The following is a 16889-nucleotide window of genomic DNA, read 5'->3' as shown; positions in this document are numbered from 1 at the left end:
ACGATCTACCATTCGAAAATTGCTCATCGCAGAACCGGTCATATGGCTGGAGAATCAATCTCTCGATTCTAATCGATATCCCTCGCGTGCGCTAAGTCCGACAGGCTGCTAGGCTTGGCGCATGTTCCTGACCTTCTTCCTCAAGCTCAAGGCCGCCGGCGTGCCGGTCACGCTGCGCGAGCACCTGGCGCTGCTCGACGCGATGCAGGCCGACCTCGTCACCTACGACGTCGAGGGCTTCTATTATCTGGCCCGCGCCACACTGGTGAAGGACGAGCGGTTCATCGACCGGTTCGACAGGGTCTTCGCCGACGTCTTCAAGGGCGTCGAAGCTGTGTCCGGTCAGGCCGGCGACGGGGTCGACATGCGCGAACTGCCGGAAGAATGGCTGCGCCGCCTTGCCGAGAAGCACCTCACGGACGAGGAGAAGCAGTTGGTCGAGTCCCTCGGCGGATTCGAGAAGCTGATGGAGACGCTCAAGCAGCGGCTGGAAGAGCAGACGGAGCGCCACCAGGGCGGCTCCAAATGGATCGGCACCGGCGGCACCTCCCCCTTCGGCGCCTATGGCTACAATCCGGAAGGCGTGCGCATCGGCCAGAAGGAGAGCCGCCACCGGCGCGCGGTGAAGGTCTGGGACCGGCGCGAATTCCGCGACCTCGACGACAGCGTCGAACTGGGCACCCGCAACATCAAGGTGGCGCTGAAGCGTCTGCGCCGCTGGGTGCGCGACGGAGCCGAGCAGGAATTCGATCTCTCCGGCACGATCCGCGCCACGGCCGAGCACGGCTATCTCGACGTGAAAACCCGGCCCGAGCGGCGCAATGCGGTCAAGGTGCTGCTCTTCCTCGATATCGGCGGGTCAATGGACGACCATGTGCGCGAGGTCGAGGAGCTGTTCTCGGCGGCCCGTTCCGAGCTGAAGCACCTGGAGTTCTTCTATTTCCACAATTGCCCCTATGAGCGGCTGTGGCAGAACAACCGCCGCCGCCATGCCGAGGCGATCCCCACCATGGACGTCATCAACCGCTTCGGGCCGGACTACCGCGCCGTCTTCGTCGGCGACGCCTCCATGAGCCCCTACGAGATCGCCATGCCCGGCGGGTCGGTGGAGCACTGGAATGCCCAGCCCGGCGCGGTCTGGCTCGCCCGCTTCACCCGGCACTGGCAGAAATCGGTCTGGCTCAATCCGGTCCCCCGCCAGCACTGGGACTGGACCCAGTCCATCGCCATGATCCGCGAGGCGATGGAGGACCGCATGTTCGAGATGACCCTGAAGGGCATCGAGGCCGCGACGAAGACGCTGTCGCGCTAATGGCGGGCTGCGTCCAAAAATACGCCCTCTCTGCATGCATAATTTCCGGGCAGCCGTAGCGCCGTGACGGCATGTCCCCCATATGGAGGGGGACTCAAACCAGACGGGAACCGACATGGTCCATCGCCTCCGCTTCGGCGCGCTTTTCGCGAGCCTCCTCCTCGCCTTCTCCTTTGTCGCGGTCGACTATGCCGAGGCACGGCGCGGCGGCAGCTTCGGCAGCCGCGGTTTCCGCACCTATCAGAGCGCCCCGGCAACCCGCACGGCGCCCAGCGCCGCACCGGTGCAGCGCTCCATGACGCCCGGCCAGGCGACGCAGCCGGGCGGCAGCGCCGCGCAGAATGCCGCCGGCGCCAGTCGGCCGGGCCTCTTCGGCGGCCTCGGCGGCGGCCTGCTCGGCGGCCTGATGCTGGGCGGCCTGTTCGGCATGCTGATGGGCACTGGCTTCGGCGGCATGGGCGGCCTCTTCGCCCTGCTGATCCAGCTGCTGCTCGTCGGCCTCGGCGCGATGCTGCTGATCCGCTTCTTCCGCAGCCGCAATCCCAGCCCCGCCCGTTCGAACGAGGCCGGGCCGGCGGCGCGCCGCGTCCATGAGGACCAGCCGAAGCCGGCCGGCGACGGTGGCTTCCGCATCCCCTCGATTGGCTCGGGCGCGGGCTTCGGCGGCGGTGCCGCGGCAAGCAAGGCCGCAGCGGCCGAACCGTCCGACGAGATCGGCATCACCGACGCCGACCTCGACGCCTTCGAGCAGAAGCTTCAGGAGGTGCAGGCAGCGTTCTCGCGCGAGGATTACGCGGCCCTGCGGGCGATCACCACGCCGGAGGTCATGTCCTATCTCGCCGAGGAACTGTCGGAGAACGCCACCTCGGGCCGCAAGAACGACGTCCTCGACGTCAAGCTGGAGCAGGGCGACATCGCCGAGGCATGGCGCGAGGGCGACCAGGACTATGCCAGTCTCGCCATGCGCTATTCGTCGATCGACGTGATGCGCGACCGGACCACCGGCGAGGTCGTCGAGGGCGATCCGGAGCAGCCCACCGAGACGACGGAATTGTGGACCTTCGTGCGCGAAAACGGCGGCGACTGGAAGCTCTCCGCCATCCAGGAGACCTGAGCAACGAACGGGCCGGCATCGCCGGCCCGTTTTCGTTCAGGCCGCTCTTCGATCGCGCCCCTTTCGATCTGGGCGTATTCTTTGAACCGTCAGAAACCGGCGGCGCGGGCGAATGCGACCATCGCCGTGCCGATCGCCACGGTGACGATCAGCGGCAGCCGCAGCGCCAGCACCACGCAGACCAGGATCGCGATGCGCTCCGGCCAGCCGCCGGAGACCAGCGCCGGCGTCACGATGGTGGTCAGCACCGCCGCCGGCACCGCGTTCAGCGCCGCGTCTAGGCGTGGCGGGATCGTGCCGATGCGCGCCAGGAGCAGGTGTCCGCCGGTGCGGGTCAGATAGGTCAGCCCGCCTGCCAGGAGGATGATCCACCAGATCTCATCCATGGCTGTCCTCCCCCTGCGGGGCCGCCGTCGGCGCTGGCGGCAGGATCGCGGCCACGGCGATGCCGGCCAGCCCGCCTAGCGTCACGTGCCAGGGCGGCCCGAGGGTCAGATAGACCGCGACGGACGCGATGGCGCTGGTCAGGGCGACCGGATAGAAGCCGCTGCGCGCGCGAAACGTCATCAGCAGCGTCAGGAAGTAGACCGGCAGGATGAAGTCCAGCCCGTAGCGCGCCGGATCGTCGATCAGCGAACCGAACACCGCGCCGAGCGCGGACGAGGCCAGCCAGCCGACATAGAGCATGCAGCCATAGGCGAAGTAGAAGGTCTTGGTCAGTGGCTGTGCGCTAGCCCGCGCCTCGGCCGCGCCGAACACCGGGTCGACGAGGAAGAAGAAGGCCAGCGCCTTCTGCGGCCCGGAGAAGCGATGCAGGTGCCGGCCGACCGAGGCCGAATAGAGCACGTGCCGGAAATTCAGCGCGACCACGGCCAGCAGCACCGACCAGACCGGCGCGCCCAGCCCGATGAGCTGCAGCGCCGCCAACTGCGAGGCGCCGGCATAGACGGTCGCCGAAAATCCCATCGTCTGGGCGAAGCTGAGCCCCTCCGCCGTGGCGATCGTGCCGTAGACCATGCCGAAGGGCACGACGGCCAGCAGCACGGGAAGCAGCTGGCGCATCGCGGCGCGGATCTCCGATCGGGTGGTCTCGGTCAAGGGGACACTCTGCGAAATTGCGGGACGCCGCGCGCCGGATACTCAGCCGGGCTTATGCTTCGTCGCGGCGCCGCACACAAGCCGCCCTGGGTGAACAGCGCGTGCGGCAGGCGCCGGACCGGCCGCGATGACAGGCCGCCCTCGCCCGCCCTCAGAGCGACGGTTCGAGGATCTGCGCCTCGAATTCGGCGAGCGAAATCATCCAGCGATCATAGGCATCCGTCAGCTGCGTGCGGGTGACGCCGCCGCGGATCGACAGGTTCAGCTCGACCACCGGCAATTGCTCCTCGGTCTGATACGCCTTGTGGAAGGGCTGGGTGCGGTTCCAGGCGTTCAGGGCTTCCAGGGTGATGTCGGGCCGGTCCCAGATGGCGTAGAAATTGATGACCTCGCAATCCTTGCCGTCGGTGCAGTCGAGGAAAAACAGCTGATAGGCCACGCCGTTGATGATGCCGGTGATGACGGGATCGCCAATCTCCGTCTTCACCAGGTCGGCGTCGCCATAGCCTTGGGCAATGTCGAGAATGGTGTCGAGGTCGTCGGCCCGCAGGAGGTCGACGCCGAGGCTGGACTGGCCGTCGGTGCCGGACTGTGCCGCCAGCGAGCGCGACAGCAAGCCCTGTTCGTCCCGTTGCGCGGTCTGCGGGGTCGCGACCGCGCCCGCCGGTGCCAGACCGGAGCAGGCCAGCATCATCGCGGCGGCAAGGCCGGTGCGCAGCGCGCGCGGCGGATGATCGGGCATCGGAATTCCTTGTTCGAACCGCGCCAGTGTCGGCCACCGGCGACGGCCCCGCAAGCGGCGATGGGCACGCGGGGGGCGGTTCTGCACCGACCGTGGCGGGGATACATCGCGGCCCGCCGGTGGCCGCGACGTCAGGTGCGTTTTCGCCGCGACGACACCGGTCGGCCGGGCCCACAGGCGGACGCGACGGTTGGCCGATCACGCCGGAACAAGTCGAGCAATCCCGCGAATCGGTCTCAGGCCTCGCGTCCGATCCGTACGAACCAGGCCGCCTCGTCGATCACCTCGATGCCCAGTTCGGCGGCCTTCTTCAGCTTCGAGCCCGCGCCGGGCCCGGCAACGACGAGGTCAGTCTTCTTCGACACAGAGCCGGCCACCTTCGCGCCCAGCCCTTCGGCCATGGCCTTGGCCTCGTCGCGGGTCATCTGCTCCAGCGAACCGGTGAAGACGATGGTCTGCCCGGAGACGGGAGAACTGGCGACCGGCTGTTCGGCCGGCTGCACGTCGAGTTGGGCGACGAGTTCCTCGACCAGCTTCAGATTGTGATCCTCCGAGAAGAACTGCGCCGTCGCGGTGATCACGGCGCCGCCGATGTCGTCGAGCGCGTCCATCTCGGCGCTCGCCTCCTCGTCGCCGGCCGCCACCTTCAGCGCCGCCTCGTGAAAGGCCTCGAAGGTGCCGTAGGCGCGGGCCAGGGTCCTGGCCGTGGTCTCGCCCACATGGCGAATGCCGAGGGAAAAGATGAGCCGGTCGAGGGGGATGGTCCGCCGCGCCTCGATCGCCTCGAAGAGATTGCGGGCCGAGACCTCGCCGAACCCCTCCTTGTCCTTCAGCTTCTTCAGGCCCTCCTGATTGCGGCCCTGCATGCGGAAGATGTCGGCGGGCGTGCGGACCAGGAAATCCGGGTCGTCGTAGAACAGGTCGATCTGCTTGTCGCCCAGACCTTCGATGTCGAAGGCCTTGCGCGAGACGAAGAGCTTCAGGTGCTCGCGGCGCTGGAAGGGACAGGCGAACTCCCCGGTGCAGCGGCGCACGACACTCTGCCCGCCGGAAGCGGTTTCCTCGCGCACCACTTCGGTCTTCAACTCGCACGGGCAGACGGTGGGAAAGGCGAAAGGCTCGGCATCGGTAGGGCGCTTGTCCGCGACGATGCCCAGGACCTGCGGGATCACGTCGCCGGCGCGCTGGATCTGCACCGTATCGCCGACCCGCACGTCCAGACGTTCAATCTCCTCGGCATTATGCAGCGTGGCGTTGGAGACCATGACGCCGCCGACATTGACCGGGTCGAGCTTGGCCACCGGGGTCAGCGCGCCAGTCCGCCCCACCTGGATCTCGATCGCCCTCAGCACGGTCGTCGCCCGCTCGGCCGGAAACTTGTGGGCGATGGCCCAGCGCGGCGAGCGCGACACGAAGCCGAGGCGCTTCTGCAGGGTCAGATCGTCGACCTTGTAGACGACGCCGTCGATGTCATAGCCGAGCCCGGCGCGGCTCTCCTCTATCAGGTGGTAATGGGCGATCAGCCCCTCGATAGAATCGAAGCGCTGCATCCGGTCGTTGACCGGAAAGCCGAAGCCGTGGATCGCCGCGACGACGTCGGTCTGGGTCTCGCCTGGAACCTCGCTCGCCTCGCCCCAGGCATAGGCGAAGAACTGCAGCTTGCGGCTGCGGGTGATGGCGGCGTCGAGCTGGCGCAGCGACCCGGCAGCCGCGTTGCGCGGATTGGCGTAGACCGGCTTGCCATCCTCGGCCTGCCGGGCATTGAGGTCGGTGAAGGCGGCATGGCTCATATAGACCTCGCCGCGCACCTCGAAGATTTCGGGCGCCCTGCCCTTCAGCCGGTTCGGGATGTCGGCGATGGTCCGGGCGTTGCGGGTGACGTCCTCGCCGGTGGCACCGTCGCCCCGCGTCGCCGCCGAAACCAGTTCGCCCTTCTCGTAGCGCAGGGACAGCGACAGCCCGTCGATCTTCGGCTCGGCCGTGATCGCCAGCGGAGCGTCCTCGTCGAGCTTCAGGAAGCGGCGGACGCGCCTGGCGAAATCGGCTACGTCCTCGTCGGAGAACGCGTTGTCCAGGGAGAGCATCGGCACGGCATGGCGGATCTTGCCGAATTTCTCCGACACCTCGGTGCCGACGCGCGCGGAGGGGGAATCGGCGCGGATCAGGTCGGGAAAGCGCGCCTCGATGGCTGCGTTGCGCCGGCGCAGCGCGTCGTATTCGGCGTCGGTGACGGTCGGCGCGTCGTCGCGATAGTAGCGGCTGTCATGCTCGGCGATCTCGCCCGCCAGCCGTTCCAGCTCGGCGGCGGCCTCGCCCCTGTCCAGCGTCTCGACCGCCTTGTCGCTCATGGTCTATCCGAATCCCTGGCCGTTCAACCGGCCTGTCTTAGCCATTCCGGCGGCGGCAGGTCGAGGCCGAGAATCCGGTCCGCGATCCGTCCGCGCAACCAGGGCGTCTGCCCCGCCACGGGCACGAAGACGCGTAGCAGCGCCAGCGCGGCGGGCGGTGGCGCGGCGATGAAGTCGGTGCCCTGGCGCGTCGCCGCCATCACCTTCCGGACGGAGGGCAGCCGGCGCATCTCGTATTCGGTCTCGCGGTCTTCGCTCGCCAGGAAGGCCAGCGTCGCCGCATCCTCGATGCCGAGATTCATGCCGCGCCCGCCCACCGGCGAATGGACATGGGCGGCATCGCCGGCGAGAAACACGCGGCCCTTGGCCATCCGTTCGGCGTGGCGGAAGCTGACATGGAAGCGCGAGGCCCAGACGACCTCGCCAATGCCCGGAAGGTCGCCGAGCAGCGCTTCGGTCGACGGCGCGATCCCAACATAGCGGCCGTGTCGTTCGCCCAGCGGCAGCATGGCGATCGCTCCGCTCAGATGCCCGGGTGACGTGCGCAGGTCGATCTTCGCCACCGCCGGATCGATCGGCCGGTCGAAGACGACGTCAGCCAGCGCGAAACCGGCCGGATAGCCGTCGCCGCTCCACGAAATGCCGATATCCTCGCGCACCGCCGAATGTGCGCCGTCGGCCCCGACGACAATATCCGCGGCGACAATCTCGTCGGTGGAGAGCGTCACGCGCGGCACATGGGTGTCGGCGACGGTCTGGAAGCCCACGCCCCATTCGATTTCGACGTCGTGGGCGGCCAGCCATTCGATCATCAGCCGCTCCGTGCGCCCTTGGGGCAGTGCCAGTATGAAGGGGTGCTGCGTGTGGCCCGGCGTGGTGGTCATCTCGAAGAGCGGCCGGCCGTCGTCGGTAACCGCCATGCGCGAGATCCGGTTGCCCTCGGCCAGCATGCGCAAGGCGATGCCCGAGGCGGCCAGGATGTCGAGGGTGCGCGGGAGCACGCCGAGCGCACGCGACTGGTCGTCGGGCGTCGGTCCCTCCCCTGCATCGACGATGCGCGGGGAAAAGCCCCGGCGGCGAAACTCGACGGCGGCGGCCAGCCCGACCGGCCCGGCGCCTGCGATGAGCACGCAGCGGGCGGTCACGCTCAAGCTCCCGCGCCGATGAGCCGGGCAGCGGCGGCGCGCGCCTCTTCGGTAACGGTCTCGCCGGCCAGCATGCGGGCGATCTCCTCGCGCCGGCCATCCTCGCCGATCGGCGCAACGCGGGTTGCCACGCGGTCCTCGCCGGACTCGGCGGTGCCCTTGGAGATCAGCAGATGCGTCGTGGCGCGGGCCGCGACCTGAGGGGCGTGGGTGACGGCCAGCACCTGCACGGTGCTTCCCAGCCGCCCGAGACGGCGACCGATGGCATCGGCCACGGCGCCGCCCACCCCGGTGTCGATCTCGTCGAAGACCAGTGTCGGCGCCGAGCCGCGATCGGCCAGCGCGACCTTCAGCGCCAGAAGGAAGCGCGACAGCTCGCCGCCCGAGGCGACCTTCATCATAGCGCCCGCACGGGTGCCGGGGTTGGTCTGGACGTAGAACTCGATCTGGTCGATCCCGGCCGCCGACGGGCTGTCGGGGTCGGTGGTCTGCTCGACCAGGAAGGTCGCGCGGTCGAGCTTCAGGTCGGGCAGTTCCGCCATCACGGCGCCTTCCAGCAGCCGGGCCGTGGTGCGGCGCTTGTCCGACAGCGCGGCCGCATCCCGGTCGAAGCGCTGGCGCTTCTCGGCCAGGGCCGCTTCCAGCTTGCCCAGCCGTTCCTCACCGGCGTCCAGATCGGCCAGGTCGCCGATCATCCGCGCGGTCAATTCGGGCAGATCGTCGACGGGAACGGAATATTTGCGGCCCGCCGCCCGCAGCGCGAACAGGCGCTCCTCCGTCTCCTCCAGCGCACGAGGATCGAACTCCAGCGAGCGCAGGGCCGTCTGCAGCGCCATCTGCGCATCGGACAGCGCGTCGAGCGCCGCATCCAGCCGTTCGATCGGCTCGTCGAGCAGGCCCGGCAGCTCGTCCCGCTTGCGATCGAGCCGCTTCAGGAGCCCGGCCAGCGGCGGGATCGGCGAGGACGCGCCGGAGAGTTCCTCATGGGCGTCGTGGACGTCGGTGGCGATCTTTTCCGAGCGCATCATCACCTGCCGGCGCTCGGCCAGTTCCTCCTCCTCGCCGGCCACCGGGGCGAGATCGGAGAGTTCCTCAACCGAGGATCGCAGATAATCGGCCTCGCGGGCCGCCGCCTCGACGCGGGCGCGGTGGGTGCGCAGTTCGTGCTCGGTAGCGCGCCAGTCAGCATGGGCGCGCGCAACGACGGCCGCCTCCTGCTGAAGCCCGCCATACTGGTCGAGCAGCGTACGGTGGGCCTGCGGGTCGATCAGCGCCCGGTCGTCGTGCTGCCCGTGGATCTCGACCAGCGCCTGGCCGACGCTGCGCATCAGCGAGACGCTGGCGGGCCGGTCGTTGATGAAACCGCGGGTACGCCCGTCGGCTGTCTGGATGCGGCGCAGGATCAGGTCGCCCTCGCGCAGATCCTGCTCGTCGAAGCCGTTCTCGAACAGGATGGCACGCACGCCTGCGCCGGCGGGCAGGTCGAAGGCCGCCGTCACCTCTCCCTGTTTGGCGCCGTGGCGCACGAGACCGCCATCCCCGCGCCCGCCGAGAGCGAGCGACAGCGAATCGAGCAGGATCGACTTGCCCGCGCCGGTCTCGCCCGTAAGCACGGAGAGGCCTTCGTCGAGGGCGATGTCGAGCCGTTCGATGAGAACGATGTCGCGGATCGAAAGATGAACGAGCATGACCGGGATCGTCGGTACTGAACCGCCACCGAAATGGCAATGGCTCGTCAAGATAGTGCGGATAGGAGCCGAGCGCACGGCCGGAGCGCGAAAACCGGCGAGGCCTTGCGCGCCACCGGACAGACGATACCGCACCGCCCGGCGAAGGCCGCCAGCGAGCGGCCGGACCGGGGCGTCCCCGGTCCGGCCCTGTCTCAGGCGCCGGTGATCTTGCGCGCGGCCACGCCAAACCACGAGGTCGCGCCGCCCTCGCGGGGCGACAGACCGTTGGACTGCAGCAGCTGGTAGGAATCCTGGTACCACTGCGAATCCGGGAAGTTCTGGCCGAGCACGGATGCCGCAGCCTGGGCCTCGCGGGTCAGGCCCATGGCGTAATAGGCCTCGGTCAAGCGTGCCAGCGCCTCTTCCACATGCCGGCTGTCGGAATAGACGTCGACGACATTCTTGAAGCGGTTGATCGCCGCGACATATTCGCGCCGCTCCAGATAATACCGCCCGACCTGCATCTCCTTGCCGGCGAGCTGATCACGGGCGATCCGCAGCTTGGCGCGCGCATCTTCGGCATATTCGGAATCGGGGTATTTCTCGAACACCTCGCGCATGGCCGCCGCCGCACGGGCGGCTTCCTTCTGGTCGCGGGTGACGTCCGGGATCTGGCGATAATAGGCCAGGCCCATGATGTACTGGGCGTAGGCCGCCTCCTCGCTGCCGGGATAGAGCGACAGGTAGCGTTTGGAGGAGTTGATCGCGGTGTCGTAGTCGCCGCCGCGATAGCTGGTAAAGGCGCTCATCACCAGCGCCTTGCGGGCCCATTCCGAATAGGGATGCTGCCGGTCGATCGCCTCGAACTTCTTGGACGCCTCACCGAGACGGCCGCCCTCGAGATTGGCGAGACCTTGATTGTAGAGAACGTCCGGTGGGTCGGTCTCGGCGGCAAGCGCGAGCGCTTCGACGTCGCTGGTGTCCGATGACATGCAGCCCGTCAGGCCGGCGGATGCGAGACCGAGCGCCAGTGCGCCGGTGAGTTTCGCCACCCGCAATCGGCGCCAGGCCGGATGATCGTGCGGATTGCTCATTCGTGCTGATCCCCCTGCTTTCGAAAGCCCGGCAGTCTTACGCCGCGCCTTCGTCGTCAGCAACGCTCAAGCCGGTTCAAGCCGCCTTTTTTGTGACGTACCGCTTCAAATCCACCGGACAAATGCGTTTTCGGTCTCGGCCGGGACTATCTGACGCCCCGGCGCGAGCAGCCCGCCTCAGAGGGTCTGCGGACCGTAGGCCGGCGCCGCGACGGCGACGAGCGGCGCATGGTGGATGGGATCGACCCGGCGCGACGGCGCCTCGACGATCTCGTAGGCCCGGCGATCGGCCAGCAGCGCCTGCAATGCGAGGCCGTTCAGCTTGTGACCGCCGCGATAGGAGCGGTAGCAGCCGAGCACGCGGGCACCGGCCAGCGCCTGGTCTCCCACGGCGTCCAGTGCCTTGTGGCGGACGAACTCGTCCTCGTAGCGCAGGCCGTCCGGATTGATCACCCGGCCGTCATCGCCGATGACCACCGAATTGTCGAGCGAGGAGCCGAGGGCGGAACCGGCCGCCCACAGGCGCTCGACGTCCTTCATGAAGCCGAAAGTGCGCGCACGGGAGAGGTCCCTGGCGAAGCGCTCGGCGGTCAGGTCGGCGCGGTAGACCTGCCGGCCGATGGCCGGCGTCGCGAAATCGATCTCGACCTCGAAGCGCGTGCCGTTGTGCGGCAGGTATTCGGCGCGGGCGCCGTTCATCTCGACGACCACCGGCTTGAGGACGCGCACATAGCGGACCTTGGCCGACTGGCCGACGATGTCGGCTTCGCGGATGCCCTTGATGAAGGCGGCGGCGCAACCATCCATGATCGGCGTCTCGTGCGCGTCGAGCTGCACGACGGCATTGTCGACGCCCATGGCGTAAAGGGCGGCCATCAGATGTTCGATCGTGGCGACATGGGCGCCGCGCGGATCGCCCACCACCGTCGCCAGATCCATCGGCGCCGCATTGGTGGAGACCGCCCGGATCTCGTGGATGTAGCCCTGCTTGTCGCTCAGGTGGAAGACGATACCGGTGTTGACTTCGGCGGGAAGCAGGCTGAGCTGGACCGGAAGACCGCTGTGGACGCCAATGCCCTCGAAGTAGACCGTGGAACCAATCGTCTGCTGGAACATTCGCACTATCGGTAACCTTTCCCGCCAGCATCGCGCGGCGGACCGCGTCGCTGATACCGGCATCCCCGCTCGGGAGCTTTGCCCCCAGCGCTGGCCCATCCCTGTTCCCCTGAAGAAGAATCGGGCCGTTACGCGCTTTGAATCCGTGACGAATTTCCTAGAACGAACAAGCGTTTCGACAAAATCACGGTTCGTTACCCGTTGTTACCGCCTGTCCACGTCTAAAATTCGGAAATCCAGTATTTTCATATACTTGTCATGAGAAGGCCCGCCGATGTCATCGGCGGGCCTTGTGTCAAACCTGCAACGCTGACGGTCAGTTCGCCTGACGGCGCAGAAATGCGGGGATTTCGAGCTGATCTTCCTCGCTGACGGCGCGCGGTTGCGGGGCTGGACGAGCCGCTGATTCCGCCGCGGAACGACGCGGCGCATAGGGGTTCGGCTCGACCACGGCGCGCCGCGGCTGCTCGGCAGGCGCATGACGCGCTTCAGCCGGTGCCCCCTCGTCCTCGTCGCGGCGCGACAAACCGGTGGTCAAGCGACGCAGTAAGCCCATCGGGCCGCGCTCGTCGGCATGGGCATCGGCGGCCGCACGGTTCTCGATTTCCGCCCGCACGGTGGGCGGGAAGTCCTCGACCCGCGGCATGCGCGGTGCAGCGCGTGCCGCTTGCTCCGTGGCCGGGCTGACTTGGGCGATCTCGGCCTCGAGAGCGGCGGTGAAGTCGTCCTCGATCTCGGCCTGAGGCTCGTGAGCAGCTTCAGCGTAAACATCGGCGTGCACCGCAGCGGGAGCCGGCTGCTGGGCGGCCGGACGGGCCGCGGCAGCCTGGGAGACGGGCAGTGCGCGGGATGCCGCGGCAGTCGTCGGACCGGTGTACGCTGCGGCGGCTTCGATGGCTTCCATCTCCGCCTTATCGATACCGGTGGCGACGACCGACACCCGGATCACGCCTTCCAGATTCTCGTCGAAGGTCGCGCCGAGAATGATGTTGGCGTCGTGGTCAACTTCCTCGCGGATACGGGTCGCCGCCTCGTCGACCTCGAACAGGGTCAGGTCACGGCCGCCGGTGATCGAGATCAGCAGGCCGCGGGCACCCTTCATCGAGGTCTCGTCGAGCAGCGGGTTGGCGATCGCAGCTTCCGCAGCGGCCATCGCACGGCCCTCGCCGGACGCTTCACCTGTGCCCATCATCGCCTTGCCCATCTCCCGCATCACCGAACGAACGTCGGCGAAGTCGAGATTGATCAGGCCTTCCTTGACCATCAGGTCGGTGATGCAGGCAACGCCCGAATAGAGCACCTGGTCGGCCATGCCGAAGGCATCGGCGAAGGTGGTCTTGTCGTTGGCGATCCGGAACAGGTTCTGGTTCGGAATGACGATGAGCGTATCGACGTTCTTCTGCAGTTCCTCGATACCCTGGTCGGCGATGCGCAGCCGGCGCTGGCCTTCGAAGTGGAACGGCTTGGTGACGACGCCGACGGTCAGGATGCCCTTTTCACGCGCCGCCCGGGCGACGACCGGGGCCGCGCCGGTGCCCGTGCCGCCGCCCATGCCGGCGGTGACGAAGCACATGTGCGAGCCGAGCAGGTGATCGCAGATCTCGTCGATGGACTCTTCAGCGGCCGCGCGGCCGACTTCCGGCTGCGAGCCGGCGCCAAGACCCTCGGTGACCGCCACACCCATCTGGATGATGCGCTCGGCGCGCGAGGAACGCAGGGCCTGGGCATCGGTGTTCGCAATGACGAACTCGACGCCTTCCAGCCCGGCATTGATCATGTTGTTCACCGCGTTGCAGCCGCCACCGCCGACGCCGAAGACGGTGATGCGGGGCTTCAGTTCGGTGATGTCGGGCTTCTTCAGGGTAACGCTCATGGCTTGATCCTCTTTCACACAGTTCTGGCCGGTTCGCCGCGCGGCCGTTCCGTTGGTGATTATCCTGCAGTGCGCGGCGCGCACCGGTTTGCTGTTCGCCCGGCCGTCGCCGCGGCCGGGGGCATCTTCACAGGCTTCGCCTCAGCCACGAGCCGATCCGGCCGGCCCGGCTATTCTGGTCGAAGGCAACCGTAGCGATGGACGGCGCCGACACGCTCTCCCGGTGGGCGACCTGCGGGTAGATCAGCAGGCCGACAGCCGTCGCGAAGGCCGGTCCCTTGCTCGACGGGTTCAGTCCGGACACGCCCATCGGGCGGCCGAGCCGGACATTGCGCTGCAGGATGGTGCGCGCCGTGTCGCCGAGACCGGCGAGCTGGCTGGCGCCGCCGGTCAGGACGATCCGCTTGCCGATGACATGGCCGAGCCCCGAGGCGGCCAGACGGTCGCGGACGAGTTCCAGCGTCTCCTCGACGCGCGGGCGGATGATCCGCGAGACCAGCGACCGGGCGACGTTGATCGGCGCATCCTGGCCGTCCTCGCCGAGCGCGGCCACCTGCACGGTCTCGCCATCCTGCATCAGCTCGGTCAGCGTGCAGCCGTGCATGACCTTCAGCCGCTCGGCATCGGCCAGTGGAATCGACAGGCCGCGGGCCAGGTCCATGGTGATGTGGCGGCCGCCCATGGCGACCTGGTCGGCATAGACGAAGCGGCCGTTCTGGAAGATCGCGATGGTAGTGGCGCCGCCGCCCATGTCGATGCAGGCCGATCCCATCGCGGCCTCGTCCTCGACGAGGGTCGACAGCGCGCTGGCATAGGGCGTGGCGACGAAGGCCTCGACCATCAGCTGGGCGCGGTTAACCACCGCCTCGAGATTGCGCAGCGGCGTTTCCTCGGCAGACAGGACATGCATCGAGGCACCGAGCCGCGAGCCGGTCATGCCGACCGGATTGTCGAGGCCGCCCTCGCCGTCCAGGGCCAGGTCGTAGGCCATGGAATGCAGCGCCACGCGGCGTTCGTCGAGCGGCACGCGTGCCGCCATGCCCAGCACGCGCTGTACGTCGGCCTTGTCGATCTCGCCGGCGGTCTCGATCTCGGCGGAGCCGCTGTGGCTCTTGAGACGTCCGGCCGTGACCGAGACGATCAGCGATTCGATGGTCAGCCCGGCCATGCGCTCGGCGGCGTCGACGCACAGTCGGATCGCCTGCTCGGCGGCGTCCAGATCGACGACCACGCCGGACTTGATGCCGTGCGAACGCTGGTGGCCGACGCCGATGACCTCGATCGTATGGGTGCGGCCGGGCAGCATCTCGCTGGCCAGGCGCGGCTTCAGGCGGGCGATCAGGCAGGAGATCTTCTCCGAGCCCACGTCGAGCACCGAGATGACCCGGGCGCGGCGCTTCGGCAGTGCCTTGATGCGGGGCAGTTCGTCCCCGCCGCGATTGAACAGACTCATACCGGCTTGTCCTTCCGGCTACGCTTGATGAGCTTCTCGCGCTCCTCAAGGGCCGCATTCCGGCGCACCAAGGCGTCGGGAGTGAGCTTGACGACCATGCGATCGGACAGCCGCATGTCCACGGAGACGATGTCCCGCGACAGAAGTCCATTCTCCCGATCCATTCTCGCCACCTCGGCCAATGCTTCTACCGGCTGATCCTCCGGCAACAGGACGGACAGGCCATTCTCCAGCCGCACGTCCCATCGGCGGTCTCCGACGCGAACATACGCCTTGACCCTTGCGCGAAGCTCGGGAAGCACTTCCATTTCGTCGATCAGGGCGGCGGCATGGGTCGCCGCACCGGTGCCGACGACGATGGGCAGCGCGGCGAAGCGGCCGGGAGCGAAGGGGACGATCTCCTGTCCCTCGCGGTTGACGACGACGAATTCCTGGCCCTTCTGCCAGACGGCATAGGGCCGGTGCTCGGAAACGCTGATGCGCACGCGGCCGGGGAAGACCTTGGCGACCGAGGCCCGGTCGATCCAGGGCATCGCCTCCAGCGTCTCGCGCGCCGCCGACGGATCGAGCGAGATCAGGCTCTGGGAGCCGGTCTGCCAGAGCGCCTGCAGGACGTCGATCTCGGAGGTCTCGCTGTTGCCGGCGACGTCGATGTCCTCGATCGTGAATCCGAGCGGCTGCGCGACGGCATCGACCACCGTGACGGTATGCCCGCCCTGGACGACGCCGTAGAAGACCGACGAGCCGATGACGACCGCGGCGAGGCTGCCGAAGCGGGGCAGCGGCCATTGCCCCACGTCGACGGCCAGCGCCGAGACACGCCGGCCCAGCCGCGCGGTGCGCAGCATCAGCCGGCCGACAGCGCCCGGACGCGGATCGTCGTCATGGTCACGATAGGCCCCGAAGGGGCGCTGGGCGGTCATCGGCGACATGAGGCATCCTCCACCATCCAGCTGAGAAGTTCCGGGAAGCTGTGTCCGGACGCGGCGGCGATGTCGGGCACCAGCGATGTCTCGGTCATGCCGGGCTGGGTGTTGATCTCCAGCCAGATGACCTCGCCGCCCGGACCGAAACGGTCGTCGTAGCGAAAATCCGAGCGCGAGACGCCGCGGCAGCCGATCGCGGCATGAGCGGCCAGCGACCAGCCCTGGATGCGCCGAGCGACATCCTTGGGGAGGTCGGCGGGCACCACATGGCGTGAACCGCCGGGCACGTACTTGGAATCGTAATCGTAGAAGGCGTGGCCCTCGGTGACGATCTCGCAGACCTCCAGCGCCACGTCGCCCATCACCGCGCAGGTCAGTTCGCGGCCGGCGATGAAGCGCTCGATCATCACGATGTCGCCATAGGGCCAGTCGTCGCCATAGAGCTGCTGCGGCGGATGCGGTTGGTCCTCGCGCACGATCAGGACGCCGAAGCTCGACCCCTCGGCCACCGGCTTGATGACGTAGGGCGGCGGCAGGACATGGGTCTTGGCCGCCTCCAGACGGTGGCGAAGCTTGGCTTCGGCCACCGGCACGCCGGCCGCCTTAGCGACGATCTTGGCCCGCTCCTTGTGCATGGCCAGCGCCGAGGCCAGCACGCCGGAATGGGTGTAGGGAATTTCCAGATATTCGAGGATGCCCTGGATGGTGCCGTCCTCGCCGAACGGGCCATGCAGCGCGTTGAAGGCGACGTCCGGACGCATCCGGGCAAGCGTTTCGGCGACGTTGCGGTCGACGTCCACGGTCGTCACGCTGTAGCCGGCGGTCTCCAGCGCGGCCGCGCAGGCCTTGCCGGAGGCCAGGCTCACGGGCCTCTCCGACGAAAACCCACCCATCAAAACCGCAACATGCTTGCCCATACAGAACCCGATCCATCCTCGAACGAGGGTATCGGCCATTCATCGCAGGCAGATGGTTAAGCGCGAGTTAAGCCACTCGCG

At 67.9% G+C, this 16889-nt stretch carries 14 protein-coding genes; 2 read left to right on the top strand and 12 right to left on the bottom strand.

Going from position 1 to position 16889, the window contains the following annotated elements; translation table 11 throughout:
* The first annotated feature begins 121 nt into the window (after window positions 1-121).
* Both VQ042_RS15305 and VQ042_RS15300 read left to right on the top strand, forming a co-directional pair.
* A complete protein-coding gene (locus tag VQ042_RS15305) occupies window positions 122-1312 on the top strand; it encodes a vWA domain-containing protein (RefSeq protein ID WP_331820796.1) in 1191 nt (396 codons plus the stop codon).
* A gap of 115 nt (window positions 1313-1427) precedes the next feature.
* The gene (locus VQ042_RS15300; protein WP_331820794.1) at window positions 1428-2426 is read left to right on the top strand and encodes a Tim44 domain-containing protein; all 999 of its coding nucleotides are present in this window, start codon (window positions 1428-1430) and stop codon (window positions 2424-2426) included.
* An 89-nt stretch (window positions 2427-2515) separates the two neighbouring features.
* On the opposite strand, the gene VQ042_RS15295 is transcribed toward VQ042_RS15300, so the two are convergent.
* From VQ042_RS15295 to VQ042_RS15240, 12 genes are all read right to left on the bottom strand, one after another.
* The gene (locus VQ042_RS15295) at window positions 2516-2812 is read right to left on the bottom strand and encodes an AzlD family protein (protein ID WP_331820792.1); all 297 of its coding nucleotides are present in this window, start codon (window positions 2810-2812) and stop codon (window positions 2516-2518) included.
* Window positions 2805-3524: an AzlC family ABC transporter permease gene (locus tag VQ042_RS15290; protein ID WP_331820790.1), complete on the bottom strand. Its 720-nt coding sequence runs from the start codon at window positions 3522-3524 to the stop codon at window positions 2805-2807. Before VQ042_RS15290 ends, VQ042_RS15295 begins: the two co-directional genes overlap by 8 nt.
* Before the next feature lie 151 nt (window positions 3525-3675).
* Window positions 3676-4266 carry a YbjN domain-containing protein gene (locus tag VQ042_RS15285; RefSeq protein ID WP_331820788.1) on the bottom strand — a complete coding sequence of 197 codons (591 nt, stop codon included), beginning with the start codon at window positions 4264-4266 and terminating at the stop codon, window positions 3676-3678.
* A 236-nt stretch (window positions 4267-4502) separates the two neighbouring features.
* Window positions 4503-6614 carry an NAD-dependent DNA ligase LigA gene (gene ligA / locus VQ042_RS15280; protein WP_331820786.1) on the bottom strand — a complete coding sequence of 704 codons (2112 nt, stop codon included), beginning with the start codon at window positions 6612-6614 and terminating at the stop codon, window positions 4503-4505.
* Between the two features lie 23 nt (window positions 6615-6637).
* On the bottom strand, window positions 6638-7759 hold the full coding sequence (locus VQ042_RS15275; protein ID WP_331820784.1) for an FAD-dependent oxidoreductase: 1122 nt from the start codon (window positions 7757-7759) through the stop codon (window positions 6638-6640).
* 2 nt (window positions 7760-7761) lie between these two features.
* On the bottom strand, window positions 7762-9447 hold the full coding sequence (gene recN, locus VQ042_RS15270) for a DNA repair protein RecN (protein WP_331820782.1): 1686 nt from the start codon (window positions 9445-9447) through the stop codon (window positions 7762-7764).
* Between the two features lie 194 nt (window positions 9448-9641).
* Window positions 9642-10523, bottom strand: a complete 882-nt coding sequence (locus VQ042_RS15265; RefSeq protein ID WP_331820780.1) for an outer membrane protein assembly factor BamD — start codon at window positions 10521-10523, stop codon at window positions 9642-9644.
* A gap of 177 nt (window positions 10524-10700) precedes the next feature.
* Window positions 10701-11639: a UDP-3-O-acyl-N-acetylglucosamine deacetylase gene (gene lpxC, locus VQ042_RS15260; protein WP_331820778.1), complete on the bottom strand. Its 939-nt coding sequence runs from the start codon at window positions 11637-11639 to the stop codon at window positions 10701-10703.
* A gap of 316 nt (window positions 11640-11955) precedes the next feature.
* Window positions 11956-13512 (bottom strand): cell division protein FtsZ, encoded by a 1557-nt coding sequence (gene ftsZ, locus VQ042_RS15255; protein WP_331820776.1) that lies wholly within the window; start codon window positions 13510-13512, stop codon window positions 11956-11958.
* A 127-nt stretch (window positions 13513-13639) separates the two neighbouring features.
* Window positions 13640-14965, bottom strand: a complete 1326-nt coding sequence (gene ftsA, locus VQ042_RS15250) for a cell division protein FtsA (RefSeq protein ID WP_331820774.1) — start codon at window positions 14963-14965, stop codon at window positions 13640-13642.
* Complete coding sequence (locus tag VQ042_RS15245; protein ID WP_331820772.1) at window positions 14962-15897, bottom strand: cell division protein FtsQ/DivIB; 936 nt, start codon at window positions 15895-15897, stop codon at window positions 14962-14964. Before VQ042_RS15245 ends, ftsA begins: the two co-directional genes overlap by 4 nt.
* Window positions 15885-16808, bottom strand: coding sequence for a D-alanine--D-alanine ligase (locus VQ042_RS15240; RefSeq protein ID WP_331820770.1), 924 nt, complete (start codon window positions 16806-16808; stop codon window positions 15885-15887). The genes VQ042_RS15245 and VQ042_RS15240 overlap by 13 nt, the downstream gene beginning before the upstream one ends.
* Window positions 16809-16889: the final 81 nt, after the last annotated feature.

This window comes from Aurantimonas sp. A2-1-M11 (assembly GCF_036549475.1).
In the GTDB taxonomy this organism is placed as follows: Bacteria; Pseudomonadota; Alphaproteobacteria; order Rhizobiales; family Rhizobiaceae; genus Aurantimonas.
The sequence above is the reverse complement of the archived record's forward strand: the minus strand, read 5'-3'. Positions and strand labels throughout refer to the sequence as shown.

Excerpts from the sequence above, each read along its gene's own strand:
- VQ042_RS15305 (WP_331820796.1), top strand. The coding sequence starts at position 122 with ATGTTCCTGACCTTCTTCCTCAAGCTCAAGGCCGCCGGCGTGCCGGTC.
- VQ042_RS15300 (WP_331820794.1), top strand. The coding sequence starts at position 1,428 with ATGGTCCATCGCCTCCGCTTCGGCGCGCTTTTCGCGAGCCTCCTCCTC.
- VQ042_RS15295 (WP_331820792.1), bottom strand. The coding sequence starts at position 2,812 with ATGGATGAGATCTGGTGGATCATCCTCCTGGCAGGCGGGCTGACCTAT.
- VQ042_RS15285 (WP_331820788.1), bottom strand. The coding sequence starts at position 4,266 with ATGCCCGATCATCCGCCGCGCGCGCTGCGCACCGGCCTTGCCGCCGCG.
- ligA (WP_331820786.1), bottom strand. The coding sequence starts at position 6,614 with ATGAGCGACAAGGCGGTCGAGACGCTGGACAGGGGCGAGGCCGCCGCC.
- recN (WP_331820782.1), bottom strand. The coding sequence starts at position 9,447 with ATGCTCGTTCATCTTTCGATCCGCGACATCGTTCTCATCGAACGGCTC.
- VQ042_RS15265 (WP_331820780.1), bottom strand. The coding sequence starts at position 10,523 with ATGAGCAATCCGCACGATCATCCGGCCTGGCGCCGATTGCGGGTGGCG.
- lpxC (WP_331820778.1), bottom strand. The coding sequence starts at position 11,639 with ATGTTCCAGCAGACGATTGGTTCCACGGTCTACTTCGAGGGCATTGGC.
- ftsZ (WP_331820776.1), bottom strand. The coding sequence starts at position 13,512 with ATGAGCGTTACCCTGAAGAAGCCCGACATCACCGAACTGAAGCCCCGC.
- ftsA (WP_331820774.1), bottom strand. The coding sequence starts at position 14,965 with ATGAGTCTGTTCAATCGCGGCGGGGACGAACTGCCCCGCATCAAGGCA.
- VQ042_RS15245 (WP_331820772.1), bottom strand. The coding sequence starts at position 15,897 with ATGTCGCCGATGACCGCCCAGCGCCCCTTCGGGGCCTATCGTGACCAT.
- VQ042_RS15240 (WP_331820770.1), bottom strand. The coding sequence starts at position 16,808 with ATGGGCAAGCATGTTGCGGTTTTGATGGGTGGGTTTTCGTCGGAGAGG.